This is a genomic window from Paracoccus sediminilitoris, assembly GCF_003259195.1.
Classification (GTDB): domain Bacteria; phylum Pseudomonadota; class Alphaproteobacteria; order Rhodobacterales; family Rhodobacteraceae; genus Paracoccus; species Paracoccus sediminilitoris.
In genome coordinates, this window is sequence record NZ_QJPK01000008.1 from 59,096 (window position 1) to 69,938 (window position 10,843).

At 64.3% G+C, this 10,843-nt stretch carries 13 protein-coding genes; 2 read left to right on the top strand and 11 right to left on the bottom strand.

Annotation, left to right across the window (positions count from 1 at the left end):
• Positions 1–10 precede the first annotated feature (10 nt).
• The 7 genes from DKT70_RS09930 to DKT70_RS09960 all read right to left on the bottom strand — a co-directional run bounded on the left by DKT70_RS09930 (position 11) and on the right by DKT70_RS09960 (position 4,971).
• Positions 11–886 (bottom strand): 3-hydroxybutyryl-CoA dehydrogenase, encoded by an 876-nt coding sequence (locus tag DKT70_RS09930; RefSeq protein WP_072296376.1) that lies wholly within the window; start codon positions 884–886, stop codon positions 11–13.
• Positions 887–1,012: 126 nt separating this feature from the next.
• A complete protein-coding gene (locus tag DKT70_RS09935; RefSeq protein ID WP_111558986.1) occupies positions 1,013–1,939 on the bottom strand; it encodes an electron transfer flavoprotein subunit alpha/FixB family protein in 927 nt (308 codons plus the stop codon).
• Positions 1,939–2,697, bottom strand: a complete 759-nt coding sequence (locus DKT70_RS09940; protein WP_111558987.1) for an electron transfer flavoprotein subunit beta/FixA family protein — start codon at positions 2,695–2,697, stop codon at positions 1,939–1,941. The genes DKT70_RS09935 and DKT70_RS09940 overlap by 1 nt, the downstream gene beginning before the upstream one ends.
• Positions 2,698–2,832: 135 nt before the next feature.
• Complete coding sequence (locus tag DKT70_RS09945) at positions 2,833–3,405, bottom strand: cob(I)yrinic acid a,c-diamide adenosyltransferase (RefSeq protein ID WP_111558988.1); 573 nt, start codon at positions 3,403–3,405, stop codon at positions 2,833–2,835.
• A gap of 3 nt (positions 3,406–3,408) precedes the next feature.
• Positions 3,409–3,606: a twin transmembrane helix small protein gene (locus DKT70_RS09950; protein ID WP_072296372.1), complete on the bottom strand. Its 198-nt coding sequence runs from the start codon at positions 3,604–3,606 to the stop codon at positions 3,409–3,411.
• A 25-nt stretch (positions 3,607–3,631) separates the two neighbouring features.
• The gene (locus DKT70_RS09955) at positions 3,632–4,456 is read right to left on the bottom strand and encodes an SDR family NAD(P)-dependent oxidoreductase (protein WP_111558989.1); all 825 of its coding nucleotides are present in this window, start codon (positions 4,454–4,456) and stop codon (positions 3,632–3,634) included.
• Positions 4,453–4,971 carry an SH3 domain-containing protein gene (locus DKT70_RS09960; RefSeq protein WP_158529991.1) on the bottom strand — a complete coding sequence of 173 codons (519 nt, stop codon included), beginning with the start codon at positions 4,969–4,971 and terminating at the stop codon, positions 4,453–4,455. Before DKT70_RS09960 ends, DKT70_RS09955 begins: the two co-directional genes overlap by 4 nt.
• 116 nt (positions 4,972–5,087) lie before the next feature.
• On the opposite strand from DKT70_RS09960, the gene parC reads away from it, so the two are divergent.
• On the top strand, positions 5,088–7,331 hold the full coding sequence (parC, locus tag DKT70_RS09965; protein WP_111558991.1) for a DNA topoisomerase IV subunit A: 2,244 nt from the start codon (positions 5,088–5,090) through the stop codon (positions 7,329–7,331).
• Positions 7,332–7,368: 37 nt separating this feature from the next.
• Here parC and DKT70_RS09970 read toward each other — a convergent pair whose 3' ends face one another.
• The 4 genes from DKT70_RS09970 to DKT70_RS09985 form a co-directional block, all read right to left on the bottom strand.
• Positions 7,369–8,277, bottom strand: coding sequence for an SDR family oxidoreductase (locus DKT70_RS09970; protein WP_111558992.1), 909 nt, complete (start codon positions 8,275–8,277; stop codon positions 7,369–7,371).
• Between the two features lie 69 nt (positions 8,278–8,346).
• Entirely contained in the window at positions 8,347–8,931 is a 585-nt protein-coding gene (locus DKT70_RS09975; protein ID WP_111558993.1) for a cytochrome b/b6 domain-containing protein, read from the bottom strand.
• On the bottom strand, positions 8,931–9,443 hold the full coding sequence (locus DKT70_RS09980; RefSeq protein ID WP_146612614.1) for a c-type cytochrome: 513 nt from the start codon (positions 9,441–9,443) through the stop codon (positions 8,931–8,933). Before DKT70_RS09980 ends, DKT70_RS09975 begins: the two co-directional genes overlap by 1 nt.
• 69 nt (positions 9,444–9,512) lie before the next feature.
• Complete coding sequence (locus DKT70_RS09985; protein ID WP_111558995.1) at positions 9,513–10,343, bottom strand: tellurite resistance TerB family protein; 831 nt, start codon at positions 10,341–10,343, stop codon at positions 9,513–9,515.
• A 250-nt stretch (positions 10,344–10,593) separates the two neighbouring features.
• Between DKT70_RS09985 and DKT70_RS09990 the strand changes: the two genes are divergently transcribed.
• Positions 10,594–10,843 (top strand): GTP-binding protein (locus DKT70_RS09990; RefSeq protein WP_233490438.1); only part of this gene is annotated, 250 nt, incomplete at its 3' end.

A 10,843-nucleotide genomic window follows, 5' to 3' on the forward strand; every position in this document is an offset into this window, starting at 1 on the left:
GCGGGGGCCCTTATCGTGTCGGAACCGGAGTGTCCCCGCGATAGTCGTAAAAGCCCCGCCCGGTCTTGCGACCCAGCCAGCCCGCTTCGACATATTTGGTCAAAAGCGGGCAGGGGCGATATTTCGTGTCGGCCAAGCCGTCATGCAGCACGTTCATGATGGCAAGGCAGGTGTCCAGCCCGATGAAATCGGCCAGTTCCAGCGGCCCCATCGGGTGGTTCGTCCCCAGCTTCATCGCGCTGTCGATCGAACTGACCGAACCCACGCCCTCATAGAGCGTATAGACGGCCTCGTTGATCATCGGCATCAGGATGCGGTTGACGATGAAGGCGGGGAAATCTTCGGCGGTGGCCGATGTCTTGCCCAGCTTTTCGACGACCGCGTGCAGGGCCTTGTAGGTCGCCTCGTCCGTGGCGATGCCGCGGATCAGTTCGACCAGCTGCATGACGGGCACTGGGTTCATGAAATGAAAGCCCATGAACTTCTCGGGGCGGTCGGTGCGGCTGGCCAGTCGCGTGATGGAAATCGACGAGGTGTTCGAGGTCAAGATCGTCTCGGGCTTCAGATGCGGAACCAGATCCTCGAAGATGGCCTGCTTGACGGTTTCGCGCTCGGTCGCGGCTTCGATGACCAGGTCGGTGCGGCCCAGGTCGGACAGCTTCAGGGTCGTGCTGATGCGCGCCATGGCATCGGATTTCACCTGCGCCGTGATCTTCTCGCGGCTGACCTGGCGTTCCAGATTGCGGTCGATCAGCGACACGGCCTTGTCCAATGCATCCTGGCTGATGTCGTTCATCAGGACGTCGAACCCGGCCAGGGCAAAGACATGGGCGATACCGTTGCCCATCTGACCTGCACCGATCACGCCTACCGACTGAATAGCCATTCCGCACCCCCATCCTTCTTGGGCGGGACGATAGGGCGGGGCGGCAGGTGCTGCAATGCAAAACCGCCCCCGGAGGACCCGGGGGCGGTTTCATGCGGGCCGGCAGCCCGACGGCGCCATTGCCGCTTACAGCTTTTCGGTCAGTTCCGGGACAAGGGTGAACAGGTCGCCCACCAAGCCGTAATCGGCCACCTGGAAGATCGGGGCCTCTTCGTCCTTGTTGATCGCGACGATGACCTTGCTGTCCTTCATGCCTGCAAGGTGCTGAATCGCGCCCGAAATGCCCACGGCGACATAAAGCTCGGGGGCGACGACCTTGCCGGTCTGACCAACCTGCCAGTCGTTCGGGGCATAGCCCGAGTCGACGGCGGCGCGCGATGCGCCGACGGCGGCGCCCAGCTTGTCGGCCAGCTGCTCGATCAGCACGAACTGTTCCTTGGAGCCCAAAGCACGACCGCCCGAGACGACGCGGCCTGCCGAAGTCAGCTCGGGGCGGTCGCTTTCAGCAACCTCGTCCGAGACCCATTTCGACAGGGCCGGATCATCGGCCAGTGCCGCGTCCGAAACATCAGCCGATCCGCCTTCGCCCGCCGCATCGAAGCTGGCGGTGCGGATGGTCATGACCTTGGTCGCGTCGGTGGACTTGACCGTCTGGATCGCGTTGCCGGCATAGACCGGGCGTTCGAAGGTATCGGCGTCGATGACAGCCGAGACATCCGACAGCACCATCACGTCCAGCAGCGCGGCAACGCGCGGCATGACGTTCTTGGCATCGGTCGTGGCAGGCGCGACGATGTGGCTGTAGTCGCCCGCAAGGCTGACGATCAGCGCGGCGGTCGGCTCGGCCAGACGGTGGCCGTAACGCGCATCCTCGGCGACCAAGACCTTGGCGACGCCGTCGATCTTGGCGGCTTCGTCGGCGGCCGCACGGGCGGATGCCCCTGCGCACAGCAGCGTCACATCGCCCAAGGTCTTGACGGCGGCGACGGCCTTGGCGGTCGCGTCGCGGCTCAGTTCACCATTGGTGACTTCGGCAAGAAGAAGAACTGCCATCACACGACCCCCGCTTCTTTCAGTTTCGACACCAGCTCATCGACCGAGCCGACCTTGATCCCGGCCTTGCGGCCTTCGGGTTCGCGCGTGCTGACCACGGTCAGGCGCGGCGTGACATCGACGCCGTAATCGGCGGCGGTCTTTTCATCCAAGGGCTTCTTCTTCGCCTTCATGATGTTCGGCAACGACGCATAACGCGGTTCGTTCAGGCGCAGGTCGGCCGTGACGATGGCGGGCAGCGTGACCTCGATGGTCTGCAGGCCGCCATCGACTTCGCGGGTGACCTTGGCCGCATCGCCTTCGATCTCCAGCTTGCTGGCGAAGGTCGCCTGGCTCCAGCCCAGCAGGGCCGACAGCATCTGCCCGGTGGCGTTCATGTCGTTGTCGATGGCCTGCTTGCCCGCGACGACCAGCTTGGGCTGTTCCTCGTCGATGATGGCCTTCAGGATCTTGGCGACGGCCAGCGGCTCGATGTCCTGGTGGACGTCATCGGCGGCGACGACCAGGATGGCACGGTCCGCACCCATCGCCAGCGCCGTGCGCAGCGTTTCGGCGGCTTGCTTCACGCCGATCGACACGGCGACGACTTCGGTTGCGACACCTTTTTCCTTCAGACGGATGGCCTCTTCGACGGCGATCTCGTCGAATGGGTTCATCGACATCTTCACGTTGGCCAGATCGACCCCCGATCCGTCCGCTTTCACGCGGGCCTTCACGTTATAGTCGATCACGCGCTTGACTGGCACGAGCACCTTCATCGGCCTCTCTCCCTTTGTTGCGTCATCTGTCTGGGCAAAGTGTTAGACATGCGGAACCGGCAGGAACAGGGCAAAAACGTCACAGGACGTTGCGTTTACGGCAGGTCGCCGCCGGAACCTGATTGATTTCAGGCGCTAACGGCTGGCGCCCGGGACCCACAGGATGTCGTCCGCGCCGCCATTGTTGGCCACGCGACCCGCCACGAACAGCCAGTCCGAGAGCCGGTTCAGGTAGCGAATGGCGGCGGTGTTTACATCCTCACCCGCCAGCATCTCGGTGGCGCGGCGTTCGGCGCGGCGGGCGACGGTGCGCGACAGGTGCAGATGGGCCGCCAGCGCACTGCCGCCGGGCAGGATGAAACTGCGCAGCGGCTGCAGATCAGCGTTCATCGCGTCGATTTCCACTTCAAGCCGGTCGACCTGGCTGTCCACGATGCGCAGCACCGGGTATCCCGCCTGATCGTCGGCGGCCATGTTCGGGCGCGACAGATCGGCGCCCAGATCGAACAGGTCGTTCTGGATGACGGCCATGCGTTCGGCCAGGTCGCCCGTCGCATGCAGGCGGCACAGGCCAAGCGTGGCGTTCAGTTCATCAACGGTGCCATAGGCCTCGACCCGGGGGTCATGCTTGGCGACGCGGCTGCCATCCGACAGCGCGGTGTCGCCCTTGTCGCCGGTGCGGGTATAGATCTTGTTCAGCACGACCATCGATCAGGCCCTCCACCAGACAAATGCAAGCATGATGACGATGGCTGCCGCCTGCGCATAGATCCGCCAGCGCATCACCTTGTTCGCGTGTTTCTTGTTGAAATCCCCGCCGCGGGCAAAGCCGCCGATGCCGGTCATCAGGATGGCCACCACCACCCCGATCGCCAGCAGGGATACGATCATCAGGCTCTTGTCTTCCATGGCTCACCGCCTTTCGCGCCCGACCCTAGCTGCGGCGCGCAAACCAGTCCAGAGCACGTCCGGGCAGAACCCGCCGCCCGACCGCCGAAATCCGCGTCGGAGCCGTGACATAGTAGCGCGCCTTGGGGTTCGGGGCGGTCAGCGCCGTCAGGATGCGGTCGCTGACGGCGGATGGGGGCAGCTCGAACCGGTCCTTGCCCGAGGGTTCATAAAGCCGCTTCAGCAGGTTGGCGCGATATTGGTCGGCGCGCGGGCTGTCCTGCCAGTTGACCCACCGTTCGAAATGCGGAATGGCGTTTTCGCGGATGCGGCTGGTGATGGGGCCGGGTTCGATCAGCACGACCTTGACGGGGGTGCCGTGCATTTCCAGGCGCAGCACGTCCATCAGCCCCTCCAGCGCGAACTTGCTGGCGACATAGGGACCGCGCCACGGAATGCCCACCAGCCCCAGGACCGAGCTGATGGTCACGATCCGGCCCGCGCTGCGCTGGCGGAAATGCGGGATCAGGCGCGTCGTCAGGTCATGCGTGCCCAGCAGGTTGGTTTCCATGATGGCGCGCATGGCACCGCGCGGCATGTCCTCGACCGCGCCGGGCAGGGCGAAGGCGGCATTGTTCACCAGCGCATCGATCGGGCCGCCGGCCAGCGCCTGCATGACGCAGGTCGTGACGCTGTCCTCGTCCGACAGGTCCAGATGCAGGCATTCCATGCCCTCGGCCTGGCGGGCGGCGATGTCGTCGGGCTTGCGGCAGGTTGCGACCACGGACCATCCCTCGGCCTGCAGGCGGCGCGCGGCGTCAAGTCCGATGCCGGACGAACAGCCGGTAATCAGAACGCGACCGGCGTTCATGGCGCCTCGGCCGAGAGGAACTGCCCCGAGGTGTATCCGGTCACGTCCTGCTCGGTCCGGATCTGGACCCAATCGCCGTCGGGGGGGCCAAGCGCCTCGACCCTCGTGCCGCGGGCCAGGCTGTCGATGACGCTGTTCTGGGTGCCGGGTCCCGACCGCATGTTCACGCGCGATGCAGTCACATACATGATCTGTCCTTCATCGCCCAAGGTCACAGCGGCTTCGTCAGCGGTCCGGTCGGCATATTCGGGCGACGGTTCAAGTTCGGGGCCGGGATAGACGACGGTCCTTTCGGGGGTCTGCGCCTCGGCCTGGACGATAGGCTGGGCCGGTTCTGCGGTCGGCTGATCGGTGCCACCTGCGGTCAGGGGCGCGGCCCCGGCATCCTGCGCCGCACTGACAGGGGCGGCAGGCGCGGGCTGACGGTCGGCGCGCAGATCCTGGTCCCCCACGGTGCGCAGCACCAGAAACAGACCCAGCAGCGTTGCCAGCATCAGCAGTCCAAGTCGGATCATATCGCAGCCCTTCGCTTCGCGTTCCCACAGATTAACCGAAAGCCACGAAGGACGCCAACCGAACCCCATGCATTTCCGTCTGGACCGTCACCGCCGCGCGGCCTATCCAATGGCCCATGTCCGATGATCAACTTCCCGCACCCGACAAGGGTTTCCAGACAGAACCGCTGAGCCGCGCGATCGGTGAACGGTATTTGACCTATGCGCTGTCCACGATCATGCATCGCGCGTTGCCCGATGCCCGTGACGGCCTGAAGCCGGTGCATCGCCGCATCCTTTACGCGATGCGCGAATTGCGCCTGGCACCCAACGGTGCCTTCCGCAAATCGGCCAAGATCACCGGCGACGTGATGGGCAACTATCACCCGCATGGCGATGCGGCGATCTATGATGCGATGGCGCGTCTGGCCCAGGATTTCGCCATGCGCTATCCGCTGGTCGATGGTCAGGGCAATTTCGGCAATATCGACGGCGACAACCCCGCCGCCGCCCGATACACCGAGGCGCGTCTGGCGCAGGCTTCGGAATCGCTTCTGGCGGGGCTGGCCGAGGATTCGGTCGATTTCCGCCCGAACTATGACGGCACGCTCAGCGAACCCGTGGTGCTGCCCGCGGCATTCCCGAACCTGCTGGCCAACGGATCGTCCGGCATCGCGGTCGGCATGGCGACCAACGTTCCCCCCCACAACCTGCACGAGGTCGTGGATGCCTGCCTGCACCTGATCAAGACCCCCGAGGCCCGCGACGACACGCTGGTGACGCTGATCAAGGGCCCTGATTTCCCCACCGGCGGCGTCATCGTCGAAAGCGCCGAGAGCATCGCCGAGACCTATCGCACCGGCCGCGGTGCCTTCCGCGTCCGCGCCAGCTGGGAGCAGGAGGATCTGGGCCGCGGACAGTGGCAGATCGTCGTCACCGAAATTCCCTATCAGGTTCAGAAATCCAAGCTGATCGAGCGTCTGGCCGAACTGATCCAGACCCGAAAGATCCCCATCTTGGCCGATGTGCGCGACGAATCCGCCGAGGATATCCGCATCGTCCTGGAACCCAGGAACCGTACCGTCGATCCCGAACAGCTGATGGGCGCGTTGTTCCGCGCCAGCGATCTGGAGATTCGGTTCAACCTGAACATGAACGTGCTGATCGACGGCCGCGTGCCCAAGGTCTGCAGCCTCAAGGAGGTTTTGCGGGCGTTTCTGGACCACCGCCGCGACGTGCTGGTCCGCCGCAGCAATTTTCGCCTGCAAAAGATCGCCGCGCGGCTGGAGGTGCTGGAAGGCTATCTGGTCGCCTATCTGAATCTGGATCGCGTGATCGAGATCATTCGCAACGAGGATGAGCCGAAATCCGTGATGATGGCCGAATTCGGTCTGACCGAGGTCCAGGTCGAGGCGATCCTGAACATGCGTTTGCGCGCCCTGCGCAAGCTGGAAGAGATCGAACTGCGCGCCGAACGCGACGCCCTCCAGGAGGAACGCCAAGCGCTGGAGGCCATGCTGGCCAGCGAGGATGCCCAGTGGTCGCGGATTTCCGATGAGCTTAAAGAGGTGCGCAACCTCTTTGGCAAGTCCAAGCCCGAAGGCCAGCGCCGCACCCGCATCCAGGAGGCCGGCGAGACCGTCGTCATCGATCTGGAAGCGATGATTGAACGCGAGCCCGTGACCGTCATCCTGTCCAAGATGGGCTGGATCCGCAGCATGAAGGGTCACCAGCCGCTGGATGCAGAGCTGAAGTTCAAGGATGGCGACGGTCCTGGTCTGGCCGTGCATGCGGAAACGACCGACAAGCTGATGGTCTTCGCCTCGAACGGGCGCTTCTATACGCTGGCGACCAGCACGCTGCCCGGTGGGCGCGGCATGGGCGAACCGCTGCGCCTGATGGTCGATCTGCCCAACGAGGCCGAGATCATCGCCATGTTCCCTTGGCGCGAGGGCGAGAAATACCTGGTCGCCTCGAAGGCGGGGGACGGGTTCGTCGTCAATGCGGGGGATATCCTGGCGCAGACCAAGACGGGCAAGCAGGTCCTGAACGGCGATGCGCTGCTATACCGTCCCGTGCGGGGTGATCATGTGGCTGTCGTGGGCGACAATCGCAAGATGCTGGTCTTTCCGCTGGCCGAGCTGCCCGAGATGTCGCGGGGCAAGGGTGTCCGGCTGCAGCGCTATGGCAAGGGTGGCGGGCTGATCCGCGACGATATGCTGAGCGACGCGATCTGCCTGACGCTGGCGGATGGGCTGTCCTGGCCCATGGTAGGCGGCAAGACCCGGACCGAACCGGACCTGAGTGAATGGCTGGGCAAGCGCGGTTCTTCCGGGCGGATGGCGCCGCGCGGCTTTCCGCGCGACAACAAATTCGCCTGAGATGGCAGAAGGGCGGGGAAATCCCCGCCCTTTTTCGTTACAGACCGCCGCCGCCGACCGATCCGAAATATTCGCCGGTGATATAGCTGCCCTCATCCGATGCCAGCAGGACATAGATGGGCGCGATCTCGACTGGCTGGCCGGGTCGACCCAAGGGCTGGCTCTTGCCGTGTTCGGTCGCCTTATCGGTCGGCTGGCCGCCGCTGATCTGCAGGGCCGTCCAATAGGGGCCGGGGCAGACGGCGTTGACGCGGATGCCGCGCGGGGCCAGCTGCTTGGCCAGCGATTGGGCGAAGGCCACGTTGGCCGCCTTGGATTGCGCATAGTCGAAAAGATGCGCCGAGGGGGAGAACGCCTGCACGGACGAGGTGACGATGATGGACGCGCCCTTGTCCATATGCGGCAGCGCCGCCTTGGTCACCCAGAAGGGCGCATAGACGTTGGTCTTCATCGTGGCGTCGAAATCCTCGGTCGTCAGGTCCTCGAGGTTGTTGCAGAACTGCTGGCGACCGGCATTGTTGACCAGAACGTCCAATCCGCCTAGTTGCGAAACGGCGCTCTCGACCATTTCCTTGCAAAAGGCTTCCTCGCGCAGGTCGCCCGGAATGGCGATGGCGGTGCGGCCCTCGGCCTGGATGGTGGCGACGACACGGTCGGCATCGGGCTGTTCGTCCGGCAGATAGGTGATGGCGACGTCGGCACCTTCACGGGCAAAGGCGATCGCCGCAGCCGCGCCGATGCCACTGTCGCCACCGGTGATCAGCGCGCGCTTGCCCTTCAGACGACCGGTGCCGCGATAGCTGGTCTCGCCGTGATCGGGCTGGGGGGTCATCTCTTGGGCAAGGCCGGGGAAACGCTGTTCCTGGGCCGGAAAATCAGGGGTGGGCAGGTTCGGGTTGTCGATGGCGCCGCTGCGGAACGGAGGAATGATTGCGTCGCTGGACATGTTGACCTCGTGCGGTTTGATTTCACGAGGCCAACGATGCCCATCGCCGCAAGTTCCTGTCAGGCCAGGTTAACCTTTGCGAACCCATTTCCAGCCGGTGATCATCGGCCGGACCAGATCTTCGTGCTTCCAGACCCGATAGAACAGGATGACGGCGATGTGCAGCACCACCAGTGCAAAGATCAGGTTCGACCCCAGATCATGCCAACCGACGGCCGCGCGGTTGACGTCGCGCCCCACCTGATCGGCCAGCGGCCCCACATTGATGAAATCGTCCGGGTCCATGACCAACCCGGTCCCGACTTGCCACAACAGCACCAGCAGGATCGCCACCACGGACAGTGCCCCCATGGGGTTGTGTCCGGGCGTCAGGCTGGGCCGCCGTCGCGGCAGGTGGCGCATATAGCCCCAGATCGCTGACGGCCCTCGCAGAAAACTGGAAAACCGCGCGGGTTCCGGCCCGATGATCCCCCAGACGATGCGGAAGATCACCAGTGCCAGGATACAGTAGCCGAACCAGAAGTGTAGGGTCATCACCGTCGGGCCGAACTTGCCCAGCAGCCAATTCGCAATGACCAGTCCTGCCAACAGCCAATGAAAGATGCGCAGCGCGGGGTCCCAGACCCTGACACGGCTTGGTTCGGCCGCGGGCATCAGCGATCCATGCGATAGGGCTTGTGGCAGTCGCTGCAGGTGGTGCCCAGCTTTTGCAGGACAGGGCCGACATTTTCTTGACCACCCATCACGGCCTGATCGATGCCCGCCGTGGCGTCGGAAAAGGCGGCGAACTTGGCATTGAAGTCTTCCTGGTCTTCCCAGATCGCCGGGAGGGCGTCGGAATCGTCGGTATCATCCGACGAAGAGCCTTCGATAAACAGCTTGGGGGCGTCGTATTGTGCCAGGGCCATAAGATTGCTGGCAGCGGCGCTGGCTGCGGCCTCGTCGTACTCGACTTCGCCCTTGGCCATGCCGGCCAGCGTCGCCATCTCCATCGAGATCATTTTCATGAAGCCTTGGCGCGCTTCCAGCGCATCTTCGACCGGTGATGCAAGGACGGCGCTGCCCGCAAGGCAGAGGGCCGCAACAAGGATTGGCTGACGCATGATTGGCTCCTGTGGTTGGCTGATCCGAAATTGAAGCTTGCCAGAGGTGGGCTTGCGGATCAATCTGGCGTGAGGGCCTTCACGCGAAAGCGTAGAGGCCGCTGCCCGCGTTGGGGCAGCGGCAGGGCAGCCTCAGTTGCGGTTGTAAAGCGGCATGACGCCGGCTTCATCGTGGATGCGGTTCACGGTGGCGCGGTCAAGCTCCATCGCGACGGCCAGGTCGTTCAGGTAGCGGGCCTCGGCCTTGCTGTCGAAATCGATGGCCAGCAGCGACATCAGATAGACCTGCGACTGCATCCCGTCGGGCACGTCGGCGGCAAGGGCCTTGGCATCGACAGGGGCCCTCATCTGTTCACGGATGAAGGCGCGTTCGTCATCGTCCAGATCATCGCCGACATGCCCCAGCAGGCGCTGTTTTTCGGCATCGTCGATAGTGCCGTCCGATTTTGCGGCTTGGATCATGGCGCGCATCATCAAACCGGCCAAGGCGTTCTGTTCCGGGGTGGGCGCGGTGGTCGGCTCTCCGCCATTGGCGATGGAATCATTGAACAGCTCGCCGAAGGTGGCGTTGTTCGACGGCTGCGCGCCCTTCTGGGCCAAGCTACCTGCGGCGCCTCCGGCGGCTGCGCCGCCCAGCAGGCCGCCCAACATGCCGCCCAGGCCCCCGCCCGAACCGGAACCAGACTTGCCCGACAAGCTATCCAACAGGCCGCCTAGGCCACCGGCGCTGTGCCCGGTCGTGCCTTGGCCCGTCCGGCCGCCAAGCGCGCGGCCGAGCGTATCCGAAAGGCTGCCCCCCGATCCTCCCATGTTGTTGCCCAGCAGGCTGTCCAGCAGCCCGCCTTTGGAGCCGCGCGACGCGCCCGAGCCGCTGCCATGCTGGCGGTTGTTCATGGCGGCGCCGATGCCTTTGGCCAGCATCACGCCCGCGGCGACCTTGGTCAGACTTCTCATCAGGCTCATGCGAATCCCCCTTCAGGTGAATGGTGCCCGTTTGGGCGTCCCTGACAAATGATATGGAGCGCTGCTGGTTCCGGACAATCGCCCCATGGTGCGACAACCGGCCCTAGGATGCACGACGCCGTGACCGCCCCATGCGAACCGCCGGCAGAACCGTGTTCCGGCCCTTGATTTTCCCCCCGGCGCCTTATACATCGCTGCGCACGTCAAATTCGGGGCCGAACAGCCATGCCCCGCGGATCAGGAGGCCCTCATGGCAAAGGCAAAGTTTGAACGGAACAAACCGCACGTCAACATCGGGACCATTGGTCACGTTGACCACGGCAAGACGACGCTGACCGCTGCGATCACGAAGTATTTCGGCGATTTTCGCGCCTATGACCAGATCGACGGCGCGCCTGAAGAGAAGGCCCGCGGGATCACGATCTCGACCGCTCACGTGGAATACGAGTCCGAGTCGCGCCACTATGCGCACGTGGACTGCCCCGGCCACGCCGACTACG